Source organism: Polynucleobacter sp. MG-Unter2-18 (assembly GCF_018687675.1).
In the GTDB taxonomy this organism is placed as follows: Bacteria; Pseudomonadota; Gammaproteobacteria; order Burkholderiales; family Burkholderiaceae; genus Polynucleobacter.
On the sequence record NZ_CP061302.1, the window covers coordinates 1,934,809 to 1,955,024 of the forward strand.

25 protein-coding genes are annotated in these 20,216 nt (G+C 45.9%); 16 read left to right on the forward strand and 9 right to left on the reverse strand.

Annotated elements, in window-relative coordinates:
- Positions 1–29 precede the first annotated feature (29 nt).
- The 3 genes from gatB to gatC are packed head-to-tail and all read right to left on the reverse strand — an operon-like array spanning position 30 to position 3,306.
- Positions 30–1,502: an Asp-tRNA(Asn)/Glu-tRNA(Gln) amidotransferase subunit GatB gene (gene gatB / locus C2759_RS10105; protein ID WP_371816908.1), complete on the reverse strand. Its 1,473-nt coding sequence runs from the start codon at positions 1,500–1,502 to the stop codon at positions 30–32.
- Positions 1,499–3,016 (reverse strand): Asp-tRNA(Asn)/Glu-tRNA(Gln) amidotransferase subunit GatA, encoded by a 1,518-nt coding sequence (gene gatA, locus C2759_RS10110; protein WP_215355189.1) that lies wholly within the window; start codon positions 3,014–3,016, stop codon positions 1,499–1,501. Before gatA ends, gatB begins: the two co-directional genes overlap by 4 nt.
- Positions 3,013–3,306: an Asp-tRNA(Asn)/Glu-tRNA(Gln) amidotransferase subunit GatC gene (gene gatC / locus C2759_RS10115; RefSeq protein ID WP_215355191.1), complete on the reverse strand. Its 294-nt coding sequence runs from the start codon at positions 3,304–3,306 to the stop codon at positions 3,013–3,015. The genes gatA and gatC overlap by 4 nt, the downstream gene beginning before the upstream one ends.
- 62 nt (positions 3,307–3,368) lie before the next feature.
- Here gatC and C2759_RS10120 point away from each other — a divergent pair, with 62 nt between their 5' ends.
- Genes C2759_RS10120 through rodA form a run of 5 tightly spaced genes read left to right on the forward strand, consistent with a single transcriptional unit; the run spans position 3,369 to position 8,936 of the window.
- Entirely contained in the window at positions 3,369–4,412 is a 1,044-nt protein-coding gene (locus C2759_RS10120) for a rod shape-determining protein (RefSeq protein ID WP_215355193.1), read from the forward strand.
- Positions 4,413–4,436: 24 nt separating this feature from the next.
- Positions 4,437–5,366 (forward strand): rod shape-determining protein MreC, encoded by a 930-nt coding sequence (gene mreC / locus C2759_RS10125; RefSeq protein ID WP_215355194.1) that lies wholly within the window; start codon positions 4,437–4,439, stop codon positions 5,364–5,366.
- Positions 5,363–5,887: a rod shape-determining protein MreD gene (mreD, locus tag C2759_RS10130; RefSeq protein ID WP_215355196.1), complete on the forward strand. Its 525-nt coding sequence runs from the start codon at positions 5,363–5,365 to the stop codon at positions 5,885–5,887. Before mreC ends, mreD begins: the two co-directional genes overlap by 4 nt.
- An 8-nt stretch (positions 5,888–5,895) precedes the next feature.
- Entirely contained in the window at positions 5,896–7,803 is a 1,908-nt protein-coding gene (gene mrdA, locus C2759_RS10135) for a penicillin-binding protein 2 (RefSeq protein WP_046330977.1), read from the forward strand.
- Positions 7,785–8,936: a rod shape-determining protein RodA gene (gene rodA / locus C2759_RS10140; protein WP_215355198.1), complete on the forward strand. Its 1,152-nt coding sequence runs from the start codon at positions 7,785–7,787 to the stop codon at positions 8,934–8,936. The genes mrdA and rodA overlap by 19 nt, the downstream gene beginning before the upstream one ends.
- 93 nt (positions 8,937–9,029) lie before the next feature.
- Here rodA and C2759_RS10145 read toward each other — a convergent pair whose 3' ends face one another.
- Together C2759_RS10145 and C2759_RS10150 are read right to left on the reverse strand one after the other, a co-directional pair.
- Positions 9,030–9,332 (reverse strand): HU family DNA-binding protein, encoded by a 303-nt coding sequence (locus C2759_RS10145; RefSeq protein ID WP_256442663.1) that lies wholly within the window; start codon positions 9,330–9,332, stop codon positions 9,030–9,032.
- A 95-nt stretch (positions 9,333–9,427) separates the two neighbouring features.
- Positions 9,428–9,793 (reverse strand): hypothetical protein, encoded by a 366-nt coding sequence (locus C2759_RS10150; protein WP_215355200.1) that lies wholly within the window; start codon positions 9,791–9,793, stop codon positions 9,428–9,430.
- Between the two features lie 161 nt (positions 9,794–9,954).
- On the opposite strand from C2759_RS10150, the gene C2759_RS10155 reads away from it, so the two are divergent.
- A complete protein-coding gene (locus C2759_RS10155; RefSeq protein ID WP_215355202.1) occupies positions 9,955–10,857 on the forward strand; it encodes an aspartyl/asparaginyl beta-hydroxylase domain-containing protein in 903 nt (300 codons plus the stop codon).
- 3 nt (positions 10,858–10,860) lie between these two features.
- On the opposite strand, the gene C2759_RS10160 is transcribed toward C2759_RS10155, so the two are convergent.
- Entirely contained in the window at positions 10,861–11,154 is a 294-nt protein-coding gene (locus C2759_RS10160; RefSeq protein ID WP_215355204.1) for a DUF167 domain-containing protein, read from the reverse strand.
- A gap of 25 nt (positions 11,155–11,179) precedes the next feature.
- Here C2759_RS10160 and can point away from each other — a divergent pair, with 25 nt between their 5' ends.
- The 6 genes from can to C2759_RS10190 are packed head-to-tail and all read left to right on the forward strand — an operon-like array spanning position 11,180 to position 17,409.
- Entirely contained in the window at positions 11,180–11,845 is a 666-nt protein-coding gene (gene can, locus C2759_RS10165; protein WP_215355206.1) for a carbonate dehydratase, read from the forward strand.
- An 8-nt stretch (positions 11,846–11,853) separates the two neighbouring features.
- A complete protein-coding gene (locus C2759_RS10170; RefSeq protein ID WP_215355208.1) occupies positions 11,854–12,741 on the forward strand; it encodes a lipid A biosynthesis acyltransferase in 888 nt (295 codons plus the stop codon).
- A 38-nt stretch (positions 12,742–12,779) separates the two neighbouring features.
- The gene (locus C2759_RS10175) at positions 12,780–13,532 is read left to right on the forward strand and encodes a metallophosphoesterase (protein ID WP_215355210.1); all 753 of its coding nucleotides are present in this window, start codon (positions 12,780–12,782) and stop codon (positions 13,530–13,532) included.
- A 7-nt stretch (positions 13,533–13,539) separates the two neighbouring features.
- The gene (locus C2759_RS10180; RefSeq protein ID WP_215355211.1) at positions 13,540–14,958 is read left to right on the forward strand and encodes a protein kinase; all 1,419 of its coding nucleotides are present in this window, start codon (positions 13,540–13,542) and stop codon (positions 14,956–14,958) included.
- A gap of 33 nt (positions 14,959–14,991) precedes the next feature.
- Entirely contained in the window at positions 14,992–15,729 is a 738-nt protein-coding gene (locus tag C2759_RS10185; RefSeq protein ID WP_215355213.1) for a pseudouridine synthase, read from the forward strand.
- A gap of 60 nt (positions 15,730–15,789) precedes the next feature.
- On the forward strand, positions 15,790–17,409 hold the full coding sequence (locus tag C2759_RS10190) for a peptide chain release factor 3 (RefSeq protein WP_371816924.1): 1,620 nt from the start codon (positions 15,790–15,792) through the stop codon (positions 17,407–17,409).
- A gap of 2 nt (positions 17,410–17,411) precedes the next feature.
- Here the strand turns inward: C2759_RS10190 and C2759_RS10195 are convergent, their stop codons facing one another.
- Positions 17,412–17,660: a hypothetical protein gene (locus C2759_RS10195; protein ID WP_215355215.1), complete on the reverse strand. Its 249-nt coding sequence runs from the start codon at positions 17,658–17,660 to the stop codon at positions 17,412–17,414.
- Between the two features lie 35 nt (positions 17,661–17,695).
- Positions 17,696–17,920, reverse strand: coding sequence for a DUF2798 domain-containing protein (locus tag C2759_RS10200; RefSeq protein WP_371816909.1), 225 nt, complete (start codon positions 17,918–17,920; stop codon positions 17,696–17,698).
- Positions 17,921–18,049: 129 nt separating this feature from the next.
- Between C2759_RS10200 and C2759_RS10205 the strand changes: the two genes are divergently transcribed.
- The 4 genes from C2759_RS10205 to C2759_RS10220 are packed head-to-tail and all read left to right on the forward strand — an operon-like array spanning position 18,050 to position 19,874.
- Entirely contained in the window at positions 18,050–18,256 is a 207-nt protein-coding gene (locus C2759_RS10205; protein WP_215355216.1) for a hypothetical protein, read from the forward strand.
- A gap of 52 nt (positions 18,257–18,308) precedes the next feature.
- Positions 18,309–18,815 (forward strand): MOSC domain-containing protein, encoded by a 507-nt coding sequence (locus C2759_RS10210; protein ID WP_251366967.1) that lies wholly within the window; start codon positions 18,309–18,311, stop codon positions 18,813–18,815.
- Positions 18,812–19,207, forward strand: a complete 396-nt coding sequence (locus C2759_RS10215; RefSeq protein ID WP_215355218.1) for a GNAT family N-acetyltransferase — start codon at positions 18,812–18,814, stop codon at positions 19,205–19,207. Before C2759_RS10210 ends, C2759_RS10215 begins: the two co-directional genes overlap by 4 nt.
- 19 nt (positions 19,208–19,226) lie before the next feature.
- The gene (locus C2759_RS10220) at positions 19,227–19,874 is read left to right on the forward strand and encodes a histidine phosphatase family protein (RefSeq protein WP_215355220.1); all 648 of its coding nucleotides are present in this window, start codon (positions 19,227–19,229) and stop codon (positions 19,872–19,874) included.
- Between the two features lie 45 nt (positions 19,875–19,919).
- Here C2759_RS10220 and C2759_RS10225 read toward each other — a convergent pair whose 3' ends face one another.
- Positions 19,920–20,159, reverse strand: a complete 240-nt coding sequence (locus C2759_RS10225) for a hypothetical protein (protein ID WP_215308617.1) — start codon at positions 20,157–20,159, stop codon at positions 19,920–19,922.
- Positions 20,160–20,216 lie beyond the last annotated feature (57 nt).

Genomic DNA, 20,216 nt, shown 5'->3' on the forward strand with positions numbered 1-20,216 from the left:
CTTTCTTGCTTATGTTCTGATTTCATTTTTTAACTCAGCTTTTTACGTAGCAGCTCATTCACTTGACCTGGATTCGCCTTGCCTTGCGAAGCTTTCATAATCTGGCCTACCAAAGCATTGAATGCCTTTTCTTTGCCAGAACGGAATTCTTCAACCGACTTCTCGTTGGCTGCCAACACCTGATCAATCATGACCTCAAGCTCACCACTATCGCTAATCTGCTTCAAGCCTTTAGCATCAATCACTTGATCAACGGTACTGATGGCTTTACCTGCTACAGCCTCTTCCCACAAGATTGCAAAGATATCTTTTGCAATCTTGTTAGAGATCGTGCCATCTGCTACACGAGTTAATAGCGGTGCTAAATGTTTAGCTTTTAATGGTGCATCCGCAGTAGCAATTCCTGCGCGATTCAGTGATGAAGCAAACTCACCTGCAATGAGGTTAGCCGCAGCTTTTGCCAAAGTATTACCAACAATCGCTAGTAGCTCTACAAATATCTTTGCAGTGTCGCGATCTTGCGTGAGTAGTTGTGTGTCGTAGACACTTAAGCCAAATTCACTTTGCCATTGCTCACGAAGCTGTGCTGGTAAAGCTGGCATTTGGCTACGCACATCGGCAATCCAGGCATCATCAATTACTACCGGCAACAAATCTGGATCTGGGAAATAGCGATAGTCATTAGCGTCCTCTTTACTGCGCATACTTCGAGTTTCTTGACGATCGGGATCGTATAGCCGAGTTTCTTGGACAACTTTGCCACCATCCTCAATTAATTCAATTTGTCTACGCACTTCGTATTGAATTGCCTCTTCTAAAAAGCGGAAGGAATTTAAGTTCTTAATTTCGCAGCGGGTACCAAATTCTTTTTGGCCTACAGGTCGAACAGATACGTTAGCATCGCAACGGAAAGAGCCCTCTTGCATATTGCCATCGCACACACCCAACCACACTACCAATGAATGTAATGCTTTTGCATATGCCACAGCTTCAGCTGCACTGCGCATCACTGGCTCGGTCACAATTTCCAATAATGGTGTACCAGCACGATTTAAGTCGATGCCGCTCGATGCCTCGCCATGTGGACCTAAGAATCCTTCTTCATGAACTGACTTACCAGCATCCTCTTCCATGTGGGCGCGCGTGAGCTCTACCACTTTGACTTGATCACCAACCAATATTTCGAGATGGCCGCCAACCACTATGGGGAGGTCCATCTGGCTAATCTGGTAACCCTTTGGTAAGTCAGGATAGAAATAATTCTTACGAGCAAAAATACTTGCTGGCGAAATCTTGGCATTGACCGCCAAACCAAAACGAATGGCGTGCTCAACCGCTTGACGATTTAATACTGGCAGTACCCCAGGTAAAGCCAAGTCAACAGCACAGGCTTGGGTATTTGGGTCAGCACCAAAACGCGTACTAGCACCGCTAAAAATTTTAGACTGCGTTTGTAACTGTGCGTGGGTCTCAAGACCAATAACGATTTCCCATTGCATCATGCCCCCTCGCTTGCTTGACGCAAATGCCAATCACTGTTTTGCTGATATTGATGCGCCACTTGAAGTAAGCGCGCCTCAGAGAAATAATTACCAATTAACTGCATGCCGATCGGCAAATTACTTGTATTGAAGCCGCAAGGCACGCTCATCGCAGGCAGCCCCGCCAGGTTTGTGGAGAGTGTATAAATATCTTCTAAGTACATTTGTACTGGGTCTTTTGATTTTTCACCTAAGCGCCATGCAACATCTGGGGCAACTGGCCCTAAGATGACATCGCATTTCTCAAATGCCGCCTGGAAGTCCGCTGCAATAATGCGACGAATTTTTTGAGCCTGCAAGTAGTAAGCATCGTAATAGCCATGACAAAGTACATAAGTGCCAACCAAGATGCGGCGCTTTACTTCTGCGCCAAATCCTTCTGTACGTGATTTCTTATACATGTCAGATAAATCACGATATTCATTTGCGCGGTGTCCGTAACGAACACCATCAAAGCGACTCAAATTACTTGAGGCTTCTGCTGGAGCTAAAACGTAATACACCGGAATTGATAGCTTAGTTTTTGGCAAACTCACTTCTATTAACTCTGCGCCTAATTCTTGTAAAGCTTTTGCTGCAGCATTTACTGCATTGGCTACTTCCAGCGCAAGGCCTTCAGCAAAGAATTCCTTCGGCAAGCCCACTATCAAACCCTCCAAGGGCTTTGCTGAGTTAGCGCTATCTTTTATCCAAGACTGAGTGAGGTAGCGCCCATAATCTTCCCCAGAATCCGCCAGGGAGGTTGAGTCTCGGGGATCATGTGAAGACATCGCTGAAAGCAATAAAGCACAATCTTCGGCTGTTTTTCCCATTGGGCCCGCCTGATCCAGTGAAGAGGCATAAGCAATCATCCCGTAACGAGATACACGCCCATAACTGGGCTTGATGCCGGTCAGCCCGCAAAAAGCTGCTGGCTGACGTATTGAGCCTCCAGTATCAGTACCTGTTGCAATGGGGGCTAATCCTGCTGCCACTGCCGCTGCAGATCCTCCGGATGAACCGCCAGCAACATATTCTGAATTCCAAGGATTTAAAACTGGTCCGTAGGCTGAATTTTCATTAGAGGAGCCCATTGCAAACTCATCCATATTGGTCTTGCCAAGACAAACCATGCCAGCACCATTTGGGTTCAGCTCGTCTGGAATTCCGAGATTAGATACCACTGTTGCATCAAATGGGCTCTGGTAACCCTCGAGCATTTTAGAGGCGGCTGTCGACTTCCAACCGCGCGTTACAAACACATCTTTGTGGGCGACCGGGATACCGGTCAGCTTTCCAGATTTTCGAGAGGCTATAATTTTATCCGCTTTAGAAGCTTGCTCTAAACTTAAGTGAGCACTTACATCAAGGTAAGCATTCCAGCGCTTTCCGGCCTCAATTCGATCCAAAAAGTACTGCGTCAGCTCAACGCTGGAGACCTCTTTAGCAGCCAGTGCTTTGGCCATCAATGCAATAGGGAGTTGATGCCAGCTCATTCGATCACCCGTGGAACTAAGAAGTAACCATCCTGCTCAGCAGGGGCAGATTGCATGTTTTCGGCTCGATGATCAACTTCAGTCACTGCGTCACTTCGCAAGGGTTGAGCCAAATCGCGCAAAAAGAGGATGGGGTGCGCCAAGGGGGCGAGACCGCTCGTGTCGACAGCCTGCATCTCCTCAACTAAAGCAAAAACGGCCTGTAGTTGAGGTAAGACCGCCTCGGCTTCTGCCTGACTTAAGTCAAGGCTGGAAAGGTGCGCAATGCGCTGGAAATCATTCAGTTTCATGGGGCGCTAGAGTATCATTCATAAATATATTTTTTAACACTTACTTATTTTCTCACTACATCATGTTTGGTTTTTTTCGCAGCTACTTTTCAAATGACCTGGCCATCGACCTAGGTACCGCCAACACCTTAATTTACATGCGTGAACGGGGTATTGTGCTTGATGAACCTTCAGTTGTGGCAATTCGTACTGAAGGTGGTCCAAACGGCAAAAAAACCATTTTGGCCGTTGGACAAGAAGCGAAAGCGATGCTAGGGCGGGTTCCAGGAAATATTGAGGCTATTCGCCCAATGAAAGACGGCGTTATTGCCGACTTCACGATTACCGAGCAAATGCTCAAGCAATTTATCAAAATGGTGCATGAGAGTAAGCTGCTCAAGCCAAGCCCACGCATCATTATTTGCGTTCCTTGCGGCTCCACCCAAGTTGAGCGTCGCGCTATTCGCGAATCCGCATTAGGTGCGGGGGCATCACAAGTATTTTTAATCGAAGAACCCATGGCTGCTGCGATTGGCGCAGGCCTGCCAGTCTCCGAGGCGGCTGGTTCTATGGTCGTTGATATTGGCGGCGGCACAACTGAGGTTGGCGTGATGTCACTCGGCGGCATGGTTTACAAGGGTTCGGTTCGTGTTGGCGGCGATAAATTTGATGAAGCCATCACAAACTACATTCGTCGTAACTACGGCATGTTGATCGGGGAACAAACCGCTGAGTTAATTAAAAAAACGATTGGCTCTGCTTTCCCTGGGGCTGAAGTACGCGAGATGGAAGTGAAAGGTCGTAACCTTTCTGAAGGTATTCCCCGTAGCTTCACTGTTACTAGTAATGAGATTTTAGAAGCCTTAACCGATCCATTGAATCAAATCGTTACTGCTGTAAAAGCAGCTCTCGAACAGATTCCACCAGAGCTAGCATCAGATATCGCCGAGCGCGGCATGATGCTGACTGGTGGTGGTGCACTATTGCGGGATCTCGATCGGCTATTGCTAGAAGAAACTGGTCTGCCAATTCATGTTGCTGAAGATCCTCTCACTTGCGTCGCTCGTGGTTGCGGTATTGCATTAGAGCGCATGGACAAGCTGGGCGGCGTGTTCTCACAAGAGTAATTGACTTAAGCGTCGATTAGGGAATTGCAACATAGCGCTCCACCTCTTTTTAGACAAGGCGTTCCGGCTTTAGTCAAACTGATTGTCTGTCTTTCGATTAGCATCGCATTGATGTTGATCGACTTTCGCTACAAAGCACTCGATCCCATTCGCAATAACGTCAATTGGTTATTGCGTCCGCTAGAGTATGTGATGATGATGCCGCGCAATCTATTTGAGGCGACATCAGAATACTTCACCAGCCGCGGAACTCTAGAAAAAGAAAATCGAGAAATGAAGGTGCGGCAAGCGGAGCTCTCTTTGCTTGCAAATCAATCCGAGTTTCTGCTGATAGAGAACCAAAATCTACGTCAGCTAATGGATTTGCAAAAGCAAGTTCCATTCGAAACATTACCAGTTGAAATTCTGTTCAATCCACCCAATCCAATTTCTCAACGCATTGTGATTAATCGTGGACGTAATGACGGTCTTAAGCTGGGCAATCCCATTGCAAGTGATTCAGGTATCTTAGGTCAAGTAATCCGTGTCTACGATCACTCCGCAGAAGTCTCTCTATTAGAAGATCGTGACTTTGCGGTACCCGTACAAGTTGCACGTAACGGCTTAAGAGCGGCTGTTTTTGGAACTGGGCGCGCTAACCCGCTTGAGCTGCGCTACCTTCCTGTGGCTAGCGACTTAGAAGTAGGCGATGTGTTGATTACCTCAGGTATTGATGGCGTTTATCCGCCTGGCTTTGCAGTTGCTGTGATTAGTCGCATTGAACGAAATGCTGATAAAAATTCTTCTAACGTCTTTTGTGTGCCAGTTGCACCGGCAAACCGCTACCGACAAGCTCTAGCGTTACTTTACGATCCGCAATGGGATGCCAAAGCATCTACCGCAAACAGTAAGCCTGACGCGTCGCTGACGAATACTCCAGGGCGTCGCCAAACCCGTGCGCGAGGCATGCAATGATCGACTTTCAAAGCGGCTATATTCTTCGCCCGGTAAGTGCAGTCTTTATTTACTTCAGCTTGTTTTGCGCACTACTACTCAATCTTTTACCAATTGGTAATTACGGCTGGGTACCAGACTGGCTAATTATTTGCATCATATTTTGGAACATCCACCAGCATCGCTACGTTGGCGTAATCATCGCATTTATTCTTGGCTTGTTGATGGATGTTCATAACTCTGACTTGTTAGGTCTCAACGCTTTTAGCTACTCATTGGTGGCTTATCTCGCCATCTCCTGGCATCGACGGATCGTCGCTTTAACTGCTTTCACCCAAGCGATGCATTTACTGCCAATCTTCTTACTCGTTTCATTATTCCCAGTACTCGCCCATTGGTTCTTAAGTGGTGAAGTCTATTGGTGGGCGCTTACTGGCGCCATTCAAGCGCTAATTGAGGCAATGCTGTGGCCCTTAGCAACACGCATCTTGCTATCGCCTCAACGTCGTCCTATTGATGTTGATCATAATCGTCCGCTTTAAAACGCCATATGGTTTCTTTTAAAAAACCAGATCTAGACTCGTTTCAAGAGCGCATTCATATTGCGACCCTGTTTGTCACCGTCTGTTTCTTATTATTAGTGACGAGATTGGTGTGGCTGCAAATAGTAAGTCATACCAAATACGCTCTACTAGCAGAAAGCAATAGAATCGCTTTAGTTCCCGCACCAGCCAATCGCGGCCTCTTAATAGACCGCAATGGAATCGTGATTGGCAGAAACTATTCGGCACTGACCTTAGATGTCAATGCCGAAGAAGTTAAAGGCAATGTTGATGAGTTGATCGACGAGCTCTCTCAAATTGTGTTGATTTCCCCCAGAGATCGAAGAAATTTCAAGCGCTCACTTGAAGATTCTCGCAAAATGGGCACCTTTCCCCTCCGATCGATGCTCACCGAAGTCGAAACAGCCCGCTTTATGGTTAATCGCTACCGCTTTCCGGGTGTCGAGATACGCGCCCGAAGCTTTCGAGAGTACCCCTACAACGAGCTTGCCTCGCATCTGATTGGCTATATTGGACGAGCTTCTAAGCAAGACATCGAGCGCATGCAAACTGAAATTGATAACTCCAAAGCGAGTGATCCTGATGCGCTACAAACTTCATTTTTACCGGGCATTCAGTATGTGGGAAAAATTGGTATAGAGCAAAGTTACGAAACGGTATTACGTGGCAGACCAGGATATGATGAAGTGGAGATTACTGCAGGCGGCAAACCCGTGCGCACACTTTCTAGCTCACCATCGGTACCAGGGAAAAATGTGGTCCTTTCGGTTGATATCAAGCTGCAATACTTAGTTGAGCAGCTCTATGGAAATTTTAGAGGTGCATTTGTTGCGATTGAGCCTGAGACTGGCGATATCTTGGCATTTGTTTCTAAGCCCAACTTTAATCCCAATGACTTTGTTGAAGGTATCGACTCAGTAACGTGGAAAGAGCTGAATGAGTCGCCACAAAAGCCGCTGTATAACCGGCCGCTTAAAGGTATTTATCCGCCGGGCTCCACCTACAAACCATTTATGGCGCTAGCAGCTTTAGAAACTAAAAAGCGGACACCATCACAAACCATATCTGATCCAGGTTATTTTGATTTTGGCAACCATACCTTCCGTGACGATAAAAAAGGTGGGCACGGCATTGTTGATATGCAAAAGTCGATCGTTGAGTCTTGTGATACCTACTACTACCATTTGGCGCGCGATATGGGAGTCAACATGATGCATGACTTCATGAAGCCATTTGGCTTTGGTCAAATTACTGGCATTGACCTACAAGGTGAATCAAAAGGTGTGCTGCCATCCACCGAGTGGAAGAAAAATACCTTCAAAAAGCCAGAGCAGCAAAAATGGTATGAAGGCGAAACCATTTCCCTGGGAATTGGTCAGGGCTATAACGCGTTTACTATTTTGCAGCTAGCACATGGCATGGCCAATTTAGCCAATAACGGCATTGTGATGAAGCCGCATTTAGTCAAGGCGATTGAAGATCCCTTCACGAGAAATCGCACCCTGACTACGCCTAAAGAAAGTTATCGAATCGATCTCGTACCCGAGAATATTGAGATGATTAAGAAAGCAATGGTCGAAGTAAATAATTCTGGAACGTCTGCATCTGTTTTCAAAGGTACCGGATACCAAGTTGGTGGTAAGACTGGAACAGCGCAGGTATTCAGCTTGAATTCGAAAGAATATCACCACGGATCTACAGCAGAATTTTTACGTGATCATGCTTTATATGTTGCTTTTGCCCCTGCAGAAAAGCCGACAATCGTCCTTGCGATGGTTGTAGAGAATGCAGGATTTGGTGCACAGCATGCTGCACCGATTGCGCGTAAAGCACTAGATTTTTATCTTGAAGGTAAATGGCCAAAGGAGATTCCTGAATGGAAAAGAGCGCCATAAATAAAGCAAAGAAAATATTCTTCAGTATTTTCAGCGGACTCGATCGCCAGCTTGGCCTTATTCTACTTGGCTTGGCGGGTATTGGATTTATTACCTTCTTATCTGCAAGTCAAAATACGCCAGTCCGTTTTGAAGATGAACTACGCAATTTAGCGCTTTCTTTTGCAGTCATGTGGATTGTTTCTCGCATTCCACCAAAGTGGTTAGAGATGGCTGCAGTATGGATTTATGGAATCGGCGTTGCACTGCTGATTGCAGTCGCCATATTTGGGTTAATAAAAAAAGGTGCAAGACGTTGGCTCAATATTGGTTTTGTAATTCAACCATCTGAGCTCATGAAGATTGCTATGCCACTTATGCTGGCTTGGTACTTCCAAAAACGCGAAGGCATACAAAAATCCTGGGACTATGGGGTGGCAGCAGTCATTCTTGGGATTCCAGTGCTGCTCATTGCGCGTCAACCTGACTTGGGCACCGCGCTCTTGGTGTTTGCTGCAGGTATGTATGCAATTATTCTGGCCGGATTGCCGTGGAAATGGATCCTACCGTTTGTAGGTATTGGCGCCCTTGGCATCATCTTGATCATTATTTTTGGCAGCACGATTTGTGCGCATGATGTTGTCTGGCCATTAGTTCATAACTACCAAAAAAATCGAGTGTGCACGTTGCTCGACCCGAGTAGCGACCCCCTTGGAAAAGGCTTTCATACAATTCAATCGATGATCGCAATTGGCTCAGGTGGATTTTTTGGTAAAGGCTGGTTCCAGGGCACGCAAGCGCATCTCGAATTTATTCCTGAAAAGCATACCGACTTTGTCTTTGCTGTTTTCTCAGAAGAGTTTGGCTTGCTGGGCAACTTAGTTATGTTGGCGCTTTTCTTCGCTTTAATTAAACGAGGTTTAGCTATCTCTGCCAGTGCACCCAATCTATTCACTCGCCTACTAGGCGGATCTGTCACGCTGATTTTCTTCACCTACGCCTTTGTCAATATCGGCATGGTAAGCGGTTTATTGCCTGTAGTTGGAGTCCCGCTACCCTTTATCAGCTATGGAGGAACTGCTTTGGTGACTCTGGGGTTTGGTGCCGGTATTTTGATGAGCATTCATCGCCATCGACGCCTGGTTCAAAGTTAAGTATTTAGCTTGGGCATGCGTATGAAACTTTTTTACAGCGCCTGAAAACAAAAAAGCCCGGCATGCCGGGCTTTTTCATCAACAAAGCAAGAATTACTTCTTACGCTTGTTAACTGAATCTTTAAATGCTTTACCAGCAGAAAACTTAACAGTTTTAGCAGCAGCAATTTTGAGTGGCTCACCAGTTTTTGGGTTACGACCCATACGTGCAGCGCGCTTACCAGAAGAGAAAGTACCAAAACCGATCAGCTGAACTGAGTCGCCTTTAGTAACAGCTTTAATGATTTGCTCAATAGCAGAATTCAATGCAAATTCAGCTTTGGCTTTTGAGATCTCAGCGTCGTCAGCAATCGCTGCGATTAGTTCTGCTTTGTTCAAGTGAAGCTCCTTATAGATATTGATATCGGCGCACCTTGCGCTTACATGATTTTAACCACAAAAAATTACAAAAATAAAGCTGTGGCACAGCAAATTTTGTTATTGCCTATTTTTTACTCTACTATAACTATCACATCGGACACAAAATACTCAGTATCGCCAAAACAGCTTGTAGGCAATCCGATATGCTGTTCATATTTAAGGGCAACTTTTTTACCTAGATTAGCGTTAATTTTTTGTGCCACAGCATCTTCACGGACCGTAAAGAGGAATTTTTCTGACATGGTTCCAGGCATTGAAACCATAGCTAGCTCACCTTCCCAGGTTTTACATACATAACCTCGGTTAGAAAACTTTTGCACATAGCCAGCACGCTCACCGCTCCCGTAGCTCCAATTAAGCATAATCCAGGTATAAGCCACTAAGCCAATTAAGCCAATTAATATCAGGCTTGAAAGCCATTTAACGAATCTATTCATGTGAATTTCCTTAACAAATCATCTTTGCAGCACTGATTAGGTGCGTTTTTGTGGCCTATTAGGCCTTAATTAACATTGGAGCATACTCATTGCAAAAATAGGGATGAAATGGTGCTCCGTACAAATTAAAATGTAAGTGTTAACGCTTATTGGTACATTTAATGGAACTACGTCACGTCATTTTTCTGATCTTTGCTGTATCAGCCATCTATGTTTACTTTAGGGGTACGGTTCGATTTGGCTTAGTTCGCTCTCTAACAGACTACCAAGTACTTTTAGCGCCGATTAACAGCCTGCTCTACTTGTTTTCAAAAACCAAGGCTGTGGCATTTATTCCAGTATCAGACTTTCCTGAAATGAAGCCCCTGCAAGATCATTGGCAGATCATCCGTGATGAAGCACTCGCTTTGAACGCAGATGGCGCCATAGCAGCTGCTACGGGATACAACGATATTGGATTTAACTCCTTTTTTCGGACCGGCTGGAAACGTTTTCACCTCTATTGGTATGGCAAAGAAATGCCGTCAGCGCAACTGCAATGCCCAAAAACTGTTGCCCTCCTCAAATCAATCCCCTCGATCAAGGCAGCGATGTTTGCCTCACTACCCCCCGGAGCAACGCTGGTAAGGCACCGAGACCCTTATGCAGGCTCTTTACGCTATCACATCGGCCTTGTGACCCCAAATGATCCCAAGTGCTTTATTAATGTGGATGGAGAGCGGTATTACTGGAAAGATGGTGAGCCAGTGATGTTTGATGAAACCTACATCCACTATGCAGCCAACGAAACAGATCACCAACGAATTGTCTTATTTTGCGATGTAGAGCGGCCGGTTCACACTAAAGTGGTGCAACTGCTAAATCACTGGTTTGGGCGTTACGTCATGAGCGCAGCCTCTTCCCAGAACGTTGAAGGAGAGAAAGTGGGATTTGTAAACGTTCTCTTTAAGTATTTTTACCACCTCCGGGCCCAGGCCAAAAAGCTCAAAGCAAAACATCGCAGCGTGTATTACATCGGAAAATGGGTTTTGATTTTAGGGATTTTGTACGCACTATTTTGGTAAGTCCTAAGGGCTTAATGCTTGAGTAATCTGCTCTGGGGTGATTGAGCCCCAGATTTCCACTCGCTTTATGCGGCTGCTTTGTCCCGATAAAAGTTGAATTTGTTTTTGTGGCACCCTCAATTGCTTAGAAAGCCAAGACAGCAGCATTTCATTTGCTTTATTTTCCAGAGCAGGAGCCTGCAGAGATATCTTGAGACAGCCGTCATGCAGACCAACCACCTTAGTCAGCTTGGCGCCAGGCTGGCAATGTAGATGAAGAACAATGCCGGTAGGGGTTTGCTTTAACCAAATAGGCATCAATAAAGTACTTTAAACTTAAACCATGATTATGAAGAACTCCAACGCCTTAGACCAGCTATTTGCCAATAATCGCGAATGGGCAGAAGCCATGGTCGCCAAAGATGCTAATTTTTTTAAGCGCCTAGTTTCACAGCAGGCGCCCGAATATTTATGGATTGGCTGCTCAGACAGTCGCGTACCCGCAAATGACATTGTGAATCTTCTGCCCGGCGAACTTTTTGTACATCGCAATGTTGCCAACGTGGTGGTTCATACTGACCTGAACTGCTTATCCGTGATTCAGTTTGCCATCGACCTATTGAAGGTCAAGCATATTCTAGTAGTAGGGCATTACGGTTGCTCAGGCGTACATGCCGCCCTAACCGATAAACGGGTTGGCCTTGCTGACAATTGGCTGCGTCATGTGAAGGATGTACATCAAAAACATGAGCGCTATCTCGGTGAAATGATTCCATCTCCAAAACGTCAAGATCGCTTATGCGAGCTCAATGTTATTGAGCAAGTAGTCAATGTTTGTGAAACTACTATTGTTCAGGATGCATGGGCTAGAGGACAAGAGCTCACAGTACATGGATGGACTTACCGTCTGGAGACCGGCCTAGTCAATGATTTAGGCATGTCCATTAGCTCTACCGAAGAAATGAATCTTCGCTACGCTAAATCTTTATCTCGCTATGACACTGAATAAATTGAGTTTTGTTTAAAAACTTTTCAAACTATTCTGGGGTAGCACTTCTAAGATTTCTGGTTTCGCTTCCCTATAAGACTTTGGTCTCTATTGGCTATGGCTTAGGCTATCTGGCAGCTAACATTCCCAATGATCGTAATCGCGTAGTTCAAAAAAACTTGGAACTCTGTTTCCCCGAGCTAAGCGCAACAGAAGTTGACCAACTTAGAAGGCAACATTGGCGACTACTGGGTCGTAGCTTGGTTGAAAAAAGCATTATTTGGCTGGGCAGCAAAAAACAGCTTGCCGACATGATTGAGGTTCGCTCGGAGGTTGATCTAAATGATAGGCAGCCTCGTATTTTAGTAAATATGCATTTTATTGGTATTGAAGGCAGCATTATTTTGAGTGCACTTGCCAAGGAAAAGGGTTGGCCACGCACCTCTGGCTTTTTTCAAAGAATGAAAAGCCCTTTCTTCAACAAAAAAATTGTTGAATGGCGCAATCGTTTCGGTGGAAATTCAATTGATCGCCAAGGAAACTCGCTTGAGCTCATTCGAGAAATCCGCAAAGGAAGCTTCATCATTATTGCTCCCGATATTGATTTAGGACTTAAAGACTCCGCCTTCGTACCCTTCTTTAATATTCAAACCAATACGATCACAGCTGTATCGCGTCTAGCCAAAATCACAGGGGCACAAGTCTGCATGATGGTTACTACTCTGAAAAAAGATGAGGCTGGCTATATTTGCACTATTAGCAAACCCCTTGAAAATTTCCCAACCGAAAATCCTGAAGCTGATACAGCCCGGCTCAACACCATTTTTGAAAAAGAAATTAGGCTCAGACCAGCCGAATACTATTGGGTTCATAAGCGCTTCAAAAACAGGCCGCATAATGAAGCGAGCCCCTATTAGCGCTTCTGCTAGAACTACTTTTGTCCTATCATTACCAAATGACTGAACGCATTGGCTTATTCGCTGATCTACATAGCAATTTAGAGGCTTTTGAGGCCTGCATGGAGCGAGCTGAAGAACTAGGTGTTACTCGCATGGTTTTCTTGGGTGATATTGTTGGTTATAACGCCGACCCCGGTATTGTGATTGATCGTATTGGTGAAATGGTCGCCAATAAAAAAGCAATTGCTGTTTTGGGAAATCATGATCAGGCAATCTTTGAAGACCGCAGCAGGCAAATGAATGCAAGCGCAAATGCAGCAATAGAATGGACTAAGGCTCAGCTCAGCTCTCAGCAAATTCGATTTCTAAAAGAATTACCGCTAATAGTTCAAGAGGAAGCGATGTGTTTTGTTCACGCATCAGCCCACAATCCTGCTGACTGGAATTACATTACCGACAGCATGAGTGCCTGGCGTTGTCTACAAAGCTCAGGAAAGACATATACCTTTGTCGGCCATGCTCATGAGCAAGCACTTTTCTATCAAAGCGCTGTTGGTAAGTTGATTCGTTTTACGCCACATCCTGGAGATGGCATTCCAGTAATGCATCATCGTCAGTGGGTTAGCGTGGTTGGATCACTTGGTCAGCCACGAGATGGAAATCCAGAAGCCTGCTTTGCTGTGTTTGAACCAGCATTAGAAGTGCTTACCTTTCATCGGACTCCATACGATCAATTTACGGCAGCTGAAAAAGTGCGTCGTGCAGGGTTGCCAGAAGACCTAGCCAATCGCCTCATCACCGGTAAATAATTTAACCATGTCGATTAATACTGACATTAAAGCAGTTGATGAGATTTTCCAAGAAGGCAAAGTAGTTGATGGATTTCGATTGGGAGCAGAGGTACATCGCGGCGGTATGGCCAGCCTTTATTCCGCCAGCAAAGAAGGAATCGATGTCCCCATTCTCTTGAAGATTCCTCGGGTAGGTCGTGATCAACCTGTTGAAAGCCTCATTGGCTTTGAGACTGAGCTCACTATCCTGCGCTCACTGAAGAGCCCTTACGTCCCCAAGTATCTCGGCTCCGGGAACATGGCAACACGACCTTATATTGCAATGGAGCGCGTGACAGGAAGACCGCTTGAGGACTTTATTAAAGAAGGTAAAGTTTTTACCATCGATGAGGTGGTGAAGATTGGCGCTGATTTAGCGCAAGCGGTGCAATCGCTACATGCACAAGATGCTATTCATTTAGATATCAAGCCCGATAATATTCTGATTGATGATCATGGCAAGATCACATTAATTGACTTTGGCTTATCGCATCATGCGCGCTTTCCAGACTTGCTCGCAGAAGAGATGCGCAAGGGGGTTGGCTCGGCACCCTACATTGCTCCGGAGCAAGTGATCGGCATTCGCTCAGACTACCGTAGCGATATTTTTTCTATCGGCGTCATCTTGTATGAGTTACTCACGGGTGAACTTCCCTTTGGTAACCCTCAGTCGCTGAGCGGCTTACGGAACAGAATGTGGGCGCAAGCATTTCCTCCGCGTGCCATTCGAAAAGAAATCCCCCGCTGGCTACAAGAAGTTGTTTTGCGCTGTCTAGAGCCTCGTGCAGCAGATCGCTATCAGAGCGCTACTCGTTTACGTCAAGTCTTACGCGATCATGAGAGCGTCACCCTAACTGAGCGCGCTGATCGAGTGGATCCCCTGAGCTTTTGGGAGAACCTCAAGCGCATGTTCCGCGCGGCGGGTTACGAGCCATCACTTAGTCCTCGCCCCAGCATTGGCAATGATGATGCGCCTCTAATGATTGCGGCGATTGATACACGCCAATCTGATGAGGACTTGCGTGTACGCATGCAAACAACTGCAAAGAACTTACTTCAGGCCTACCCCGAAAGTAGACTTGTTTGTATTAGTACGATTGCGAGCACTCCAACTTTTGAGGGTAATCAAGAAAGTGAGACTGCGAGCGGTATTGTGCGAGGACACCTTGTACAGCTGATGGAATGGGCAAAGCCTTTGAAATTACCGCCAGAGCGAATTTCGTATCACGTCCTAGAAGCGCTTGATCCAGCAAGTCGGATCGTAGAGTTTGCCAAAGACAACGATGCCTCGCTAATCCTGATTGGAGCATCCCATAAGCCAGCAAACAAAATAACGCCTTGGCGAACCTCGATGACAAAGATTGTTGAAGAGGCCCCTTGCAGCGTTCATATTGTCAGAACCTAGTCTTTACTGGGGCAATTGCCCGATAATATAATCATGGAAGAAAAAATACGTGTATCTAAGCTACTATCTGAACTAGGTCTTTGCTCACGACGTGAGGCAGACTCCTATATTGAGCAAGGCTTGGTTACTGTTGATGGTGAAGTGGTCAATGAGTTAGGCTCTCGAGCTTTTCGCCATCAGAAGATTGAGCTCCAGTCTGGCGCCAAAGCACAACAGGCATCGCGTATTACAGTTATTTTGAATAAGCCAGTCGGCTTCATCTCTCACTACGATGACGAGCAAGAGTATCAACCCGCAGCCTCGCTCATCACTCCCGAGAATTACTTTGCAAGCCCCTTAGACAAGGGTCGTAATCCACGCTTTAATACCCGCGGCTTAGCGCCTGCCGGTCGCCTTGATATTGACTCCACTGGCATGCTGGTCTTAACTCAAGATGGTCGCGTCGCAAAACTCCTCATTGGCGAAAATAGCCCCATCGAAAAAGAGTACTTAGTCCGAGTTGAAGGCGCACTCTCTTTTGAAGATTTAGATCGCCTAAAACATGGCCTGGAATTGGATGGTGTCGTTTTGAAGCCAGCTCAAGTCAGCTGGCAGAACGAAGATCAACTACGCTTTGTTCTACGCGAGGGCCGCAAGCGTCAAATTCGTCGTATGTGTGAATTGGTTGGCCTCAGGGTTTTAGGTCTCAAGCGCGTGCGTATGGGTCGAATTTCTCTGGGCGCCCTACCCCCTGGGAAATGGCGCTTTGTAAGGCCCGAAGAGCAATTCTAAGAAGCTCTGCCCGTCTATAATTCTGTCAATTAGATTAAGCGCAGAATTACCATCGATACCATCACCTCCAGCACTCCCGGCGCAGAAGTTTTAAGGCGCCGTAGCTTTGCCATCATCTCCCACCCAGATGCTGGCAAGACCACGCTTACTGAAAAACTCTTGCTATACGCGGGGGCGATTCAGATTGCGGGTAGCGTAAAAGCCCGCAAGGCTAGCCGACATGCGACCTCAGACTGGATGGAAATTGAGAAACAGCGCGGCATTTCTGTGGCCAGCTCTGTAATGCAAATGGAATATCGTGATTGCATTATTAATCTTCTCGATACCCCGGGTCACCAAGACTTCTCTGAAGACACTTATCGCGTATTGACTGCAGTAGATTCTGCACTCATGGTGATTGATGCCGCAAATGGTGTTGAATCACAGACCTTACGTTTGCTTGAAGTCTGTCGTGCGCGCAATACGCCCATTGTGACTTTCATCAATAAAATGGATCGCGAAGTAAAGCCACCCATGGAACTCATGGATGAGATTGAAACTGCACTAGGTATTGAAGTAGTTCCTTTTACTTGGCCAGTAGGCATGGGTAAATCCTTCGCCGGCGTGATTGATATTGCTAACTCTCAAATGCGCATGTTCAAGGCGGGCGAGGATCGCGTTACCGAGGATTCTCATGCAATCGTTGATATTAATGATCCCGCCCTAAAAGAGCGCCTCGGCACTGATCTTGAAAATGCGCTTGCTGAAGTAGATTTAATTAAAAATGCGATGCCTGCCTTTGATCGAGAAGCCTTTTTAGCAGGTCGTCAGTCACCGGTATTCTTTGGTTCAGCAATTAATAATTTTGGTGTACGTGAAATTCTCAACACCCTAGTTGAACTTGCACCATCACCGGGATCACGCAAAGCATTACAACGCGAAGTTAGTCCAGCAGAGAATAAATTCTCTGCAGTGGTGTTTAAGATTCAAGCAAACATGGATCCAGCACATCGAGATCGCGTTGCATTCTTGCGTATTTGCTCGGGGCATTTTCAGCGTGGCATGAAATTGAAGATTTGTCGTAACGGTAAAGAAGTGCGTACTAATAATGCGCTATCTTTCTTATCGCAACGACGCGATATCTTGGATGAAGCTTTCCCCGGAGATATTATTGGATTGCCAAATCATGGCCTACTTCGATTGGGCGATACGCTCACCGAGGGCGAGCAATTGCAATTTACAGGCTTACCATTTTTCGCCCCAGAAATTTTCCGTATGGTCGAGTCTGCAGATCCATTGCGCTCCAAGCAATTACGCACGGGCCTAATGCAGCTTGGCGAAGAGGGCGCGATTCAAGTATTTCGCCCTATGACTGGTGGCACCATGTTGCTTGGGGCATTTGGACAGCTGCAGTTCGAAGTAGTAAGCCATCGCCTACAAACGGAATACGGGGCGGAAGTGCGCCTACTACCGGCACGCTATAACCTGGCTCGCTGGGTAAGCTCAGAAGATCCTATAGCACTCAAGAAATTCATACTAGAAAATATTCACCGTATGGCAGAGGATGTAGTGGGTGCTTCCGTATTTTTAGCTAGCCATAAATCTGAACTAGATGTTGCTCAACAGCGCTGGGAATCTATTCAGTTCCATGCCCTAAGAGAACATGCAGGTCTGATCTATCAATCAGACCTCGCTGGCTAAATCTAGCGTGGGCTCGATTGCGGCCAATTGCAATCAAATACCGCAAGTAACTGAGTATCGTTTTTTCTAAACGATGCAGTCTTGCCATATTGTGCGCAATACGCATTGGCCTTTGGTGTAAGTGAGGCAATAGATTCGCCGTCACTAATTAGAAAGGTCACATGATTCGAATCTGATGCGTCGGTATAAACCGCGGCGCAAGCACTTAAGCCAACTATGCTGAGCAATACAATATATTTGAAATGGGTCATAAAAATTCTCTTTTTCAATAAAGACATTCGCCTACTCATCGCTCCAGCATCTTGACCAAACTGGCAGTGAGCTTGCTAGCAAATGGGCGATAGATCAAAATACAAATCATCGCCACTGGGTAAGCAACCGCCCAAACCTCCAGCCACACCCAAAAGAAATCCTGTGCAAAACCTACCCGTACCAAAGTGGTGGCCAAAGTAATGCTTATTGACATGAGCCCACCCATAATGGCGGCAAAAATAAGATTAGGAATATTCATCAGGATCTAATCATAGCGCCTTGACTGCTTAGCTGTTATTCTGATTTGTGATCACTATTCTGCGCCCTACTTAGGGGAGTCTGCTGAGCAAGCTCAGAGGTTCATCATTCCAAGACTCTAGGAAAATATATGGCTGTTGGCCAAAATCAAAGAAATAGAAAAAACGACCCCATGGTGAGCAAAACTGGCAAGGCTAAATTGGGGCCACTTACTGTTACTCAACTCAATAAATTGCTCGAATCCAGCACCAAGCCTAAAGAAAAGGCAAAGATACAGAGGGCTCTTAATAAGCGCCCTCCGGTCGCGGCGCCCACTGCAACAGCAGTCGCAGTATAAGTACTAAGCCCCGAAATTACCGGGGCTTTTTCTTATGTAATATGCTGTCACTATGAAAGCATTTCCCCAAATTCACTCCATTTATATTGCAGCTAGAGCAGGTGATTTGATGATGCAGCTTGCGCGAGCTGAAATTATTGCCGAAGAGGGAATTGTGGGAGATCGCTATGCACTAGGTCTAGGTGCATTCTCTAAAACTAAGCCAAAAATACGCCATGTTTCCCTCATTGCCCTCTCAGCCATAGAAAACGCTAATGACCAATTGCGCACTAAACAGCAAGCTTTATTTGGCGAGGGCGATACCAGAAGAAATCTTGTGATTCAGGGAATTTCTGAGAGTGAGCTAAATGATCTAGTTGGACAGATTTTCTATTTAGGAGGTCTCGCATTTAAAGGCACTGAATTATGCGAGCCTTGTCAGCGACCGGCCAATTTACTGAAAAGACCAAACTTCATGAACGCTTTTGAGAATAGGGGCGGTCTCAGAGCGGAAGCGCTAGACTCTGGGACTATTAGCAATGGGGATTCGCTCACATACTCATCAGACCAAAAAAAATGATTACCTATACCGAGCACGCAAGTATTAGTCCTGAACAGGCGATTGACCTCTATATCCGATCCAATCTCGGTGAGCGCCGCCCAATCGATAGTATTGAAACCTTTGCGGCGATGCTTGCCAATGCAAATCTCACCATTTCCGCATGGGATAGTGAAAAACTAATTGGGATCAGCCGTAGCCTGACAGACTTCGCCTATGTGGCATATTTGGCTGACCTTGCAGTAGATGAACATTACCAGCGACAGGGAATAGGAAAGCGACTCATTGAAGAAACTCAGGAGCGCTTAAAGCCTGGCTGCATGATTGTGTTGCTTGCAGCTCCAAAAGCAAATACCTACTATGAGCATTTGGGCTTTGAGCACAATCCTCGTGCTTGGATCATGAAAAAATAATTAAACTAAATATTGCAATATGTCGACCACAAAACTCTGCCTCATTCGCCATGGTGAAACCAACTGGAATGCTGAAAGACGCCTTCAAGGACATACCGACATCCCCCTGAATGAAAAAGGCGTCCTGCAGGCTCGCCAAATGGCGCAGGGCATTAAAAACTCAAAACTCTTGTTCGATGTTTTATATACCAGCGACCTTAAAAGAGCAGCCGACACTGCAAATGCTATTGTTGAGTTGTTTGGCGTAGAGGCAAGGGTGGATAGCGCTTTACGAGAGCGCCACTTTGGCGCACTTCAGGGGCTCACGATTCAAGAGGCTCCATTACTACAGCCTATGATTTGGCAAGCGCATATTACTCGTGACTTAGAGCATGAGCTCGAAGGCGGTGAGAGTATTCAGCAATTTGCATTGCGCGTTCATGCTACTTTAGACAAAATACAAGAACAGCATTCAGGCAAAACAATTTTGCTTGTTAGTCATGGCGGCACTCTCGATATGATGTATCGAATTGCTAGCAAGCAAGATTTGAGTACTGAGCGGGTTGCCTCAGTGCCAAATGCCTCGTTAAATTGGATTACACATCAGCCAGATGATGGCTGGTCAATCGAGAAATGGGCCGATACTCGCCACCTTGAAGGTATTAGCCTGGATGGCGTTGATCTCTAAGCAAAAAGTCACCCATAGGTGGCTTTTTGTATTTTTAAAGAAGATTTACTTTCTAATATGGGCGTGGCGAGCAGCATCTTGTGACATGCCCTCACCCTTTGGCTTTCCTTCAAGGGCTTCTTTCTCGGCGGTAATTTCTTTACGGCGCTCTTTACACGAACCAGCTATCTCTTGCAAAGCTTTACGGGCTCTCGCTGCAGAAGCTTTAACCCCTTTTCCGTGAAACTTTTCATTCTCTGACTGGTACACCTCAAAAGCAGCCATTAGCTTGTCATGATGGGACATGTTTTTCCTTATAAATTATTGAAATAATCGACCTCAGAAACACTTTAACCTAATCTA

What these genes read in the sequence shown, in the direction of transcription:
- gatB (WP_371816908.1), bottom strand. Translation starts at nt 1,502, where the DNA reads ATGATGCAATGGGAAATCGTTATTGGTCTTGAGACCCACGCACAGTTA.
- gatA (WP_215355189.1), bottom strand. Translation starts at nt 3,016, where the DNA reads ATGAGCTGGCATCAACTCCCTATTGCATTGATGGCCAAAGCACTGGCT.
- gatC (WP_215355191.1), bottom strand. Translation starts at nt 3,306, where the DNA reads ATGAAACTGAATGATTTCCAGCGCATTGCGCACCTTTCCAGCCTTGAC.
- C2759_RS10120 (WP_215355193.1), top strand. Translation starts at nt 3,369, where the DNA reads ATGTTTGGTTTTTTTCGCAGCTACTTTTCAAATGACCTGGCCATCGAC.
- mreD (WP_215355196.1), top strand. Translation starts at nt 5,363, where the DNA reads ATGATCGACTTTCAAAGCGGCTATATTCTTCGCCCGGTAAGTGCAGTC.
- mrdA (WP_046330977.1), top strand. Translation starts at nt 5,896, where the DNA reads ATGGTTTCTTTTAAAAAACCAGATCTAGACTCGTTTCAAGAGCGCATT.
- rodA (WP_215355198.1), top strand. Translation starts at nt 7,785, where the DNA reads ATGGAAAAGAGCGCCATAAATAAAGCAAAGAAAATATTCTTCAGTATT.
- C2759_RS10150 (WP_215355200.1), bottom strand. Translation starts at nt 9,793, where the DNA reads ATGAATAGATTCGTTAAATGGCTTTCAAGCCTGATATTAATTGGCTTA.
- C2759_RS10155 (WP_215355202.1), top strand. Translation starts at nt 9,955, where the DNA reads ATGGAACTACGTCACGTCATTTTTCTGATCTTTGCTGTATCAGCCATC.
- C2759_RS10160 (WP_215355204.1), bottom strand. Translation starts at nt 11,154, where the DNA reads ATGCCTATTTGGTTAAAGCAAACCCCTACCGGCATTGTTCTTCATCTA.
- can (WP_215355206.1), top strand. Translation starts at nt 11,180, where the DNA reads ATGATTATGAAGAACTCCAACGCCTTAGACCAGCTATTTGCCAATAAT.
- C2759_RS10175 (WP_215355210.1), top strand. Translation starts at nt 12,780, where the DNA reads ATGACTGAACGCATTGGCTTATTCGCTGATCTACATAGCAATTTAGAG.
- C2759_RS10180 (WP_215355211.1), top strand. Translation starts at nt 13,540, where the DNA reads ATGTCGATTAATACTGACATTAAAGCAGTTGATGAGATTTTCCAAGAA.
- C2759_RS10185 (WP_215355213.1), top strand. Translation starts at nt 14,992, where the DNA reads ATGGAAGAAAAAATACGTGTATCTAAGCTACTATCTGAACTAGGTCTT.
- C2759_RS10195 (WP_215355215.1), bottom strand. Translation starts at nt 17,660, where the DNA reads ATGACCCATTTCAAATATATTGTATTGCTCAGCATAGTTGGCTTAAGT.
- C2759_RS10200 (WP_371816909.1), bottom strand. Translation starts at nt 17,920, where the DNA reads ATGAATATTCCTAATCTTATTTTTGCCGCCATTATGGGTGGGCTCATG.
- C2759_RS10205 (WP_215355216.1), top strand. Translation starts at nt 18,050, where the DNA reads ATGGCTGTTGGCCAAAATCAAAGAAATAGAAAAAACGACCCCATGGTG.
- C2759_RS10210 (WP_251366967.1), top strand. Translation starts at nt 18,309, where the DNA reads ATGAAAGCATTTCCCCAAATTCACTCCATTTATATTGCAGCTAGAGCA.
- C2759_RS10215 (WP_215355218.1), top strand. Translation starts at nt 18,812, where the DNA reads ATGATTACCTATACCGAGCACGCAAGTATTAGTCCTGAACAGGCGATT.
- C2759_RS10220 (WP_215355220.1), top strand. Translation starts at nt 19,227, where the DNA reads ATGTCGACCACAAAACTCTGCCTCATTCGCCATGGTGAAACCAACTGG.
- C2759_RS10225 (WP_215308617.1), bottom strand. Translation starts at nt 20,159, where the DNA reads ATGTCCCATCATGACAAGCTAATGGCTGCTTTTGAGGTGTACCAGTCA.